A 1,217-nucleotide genomic window follows, 5' to 3' on the forward strand; every position below is an offset into this window, starting at 1 on the left:
CTGGCTTCTCGCCGGCGATGACCGCCTTGGCGCGGTTCTCCTGCAGGGTGAGGGTGGCCCGGTCCCGTGCGGCGCGCTTGACGGAGTACGCCCATACCGCCCGCCACGACCGATCGTGCACCGCGGGGTCCCACACGGGTTCGGCGCGCTTGGTGACATCGTTGACCGAGGCCGCCTTGGTGGTGGCCACCCGTGGAGTGATGGTGTCGATGATCTGTCCGTCGGTGAACGCATCCCCGTGCCACCGGAAATGAGAAGCGAGGTCGCCGGGGGCCTTGGTGACCCGCGAGCCGACGATGAACCGCAACCCGGCCGCATCCAGCTCCTTGAGGTTCGATGAGGAGAGCATGCCCGCGTCGGCGACCACCACGATGTCGGCCAGGTTGTGGCGCTGCTGGAACTGCTCGATGATCGGCAGGATCGTGGCGGTCTCGGCCTTGTTGCCCTCGAAGCACCCCACCTCCAGCGGGAACCCGGCACGGTCCACGAGCAGCCCCACGACGACCTGCGGGTCCACGCGCCGCTCCTTCGAATAGCCGACCTTGCGCAGCTCGTCCTCCTGCTCGGCCTCGAAGTAGAGGGTGGTTACGTCGTACAGGACCAGCGACAGGTCCCCGTGCCCGGCGGCGTGGGCGAAGCACGCCGCGGCGACCTGGTCGCGGTAGCCGCGTTCCTGGGCCCGGGCCAGGCACCGGAACATCGTGCGCAGCGACGCGTGCGGCACACCGAGCTCGTCCAGCACCCGCAGCGAGTCGGCCTTGCTCGTGGGTTCCACGATCCGCGCCAGCACCAGCGCCTTGAACGCCTCATCGCCCAGGGCATCGAACCCCAACCTGGCGTACGCGCTGGTCAGCACGTGCCACAGCAGTGCGCTGCACTTGCCGGTGATCACCGACTGCCCCGCCGGCACCGCGCCCGCGCTCAGGTCGAGCTCGCCCTGACCCGGGTGCATCTTCACCCGGGCGGCCTCCAACAGCGCGGTCAGCTCGGCCTCGGTGTGCGCTGAGCCCAGGTGCTCGAGGACTTTGTCCCGCCCGCCCCGGCGCTCAGCGATCTGCACCGCCGTCGCCCCCGACGCCGTCCGGACCTTACGCACGAACACCACGGTCCGACCCTACCCACCCGATTAGTGTGTCGCCGACCCCCGCCACAGGACCCTGACCAGCGACAACACCGGCCAAGTCAGCCAGGAGCTCTCAAGTGGCACGAGTCAGGTC

At 69.5% G+C, this 1,217-nt stretch carries 1 protein-coding gene; it reads right to left on the reverse strand.

Annotation, left to right across the window (positions count from 1 at the left end; translation table 11 throughout):
• A partial coding sequence (locus AS25_RS13395) for an IS1634 family transposase (RefSeq protein ID WP_035965862.1) occupies positions 1 to 1,105 on the reverse strand: 1,105 nt, incomplete at its 3' end.
• Positions 1,106 to 1,217: the final 112 nt, after the last annotated feature.

Origin of the sequence: Kocuria marina, from assembly GCF_000786655.1 — a bacterium.
Taxonomy (GTDB): domain Bacteria; phylum Actinomycetota; class Actinomycetes; order Actinomycetales; family Micrococcaceae; genus Kocuria; species Kocuria marina_A.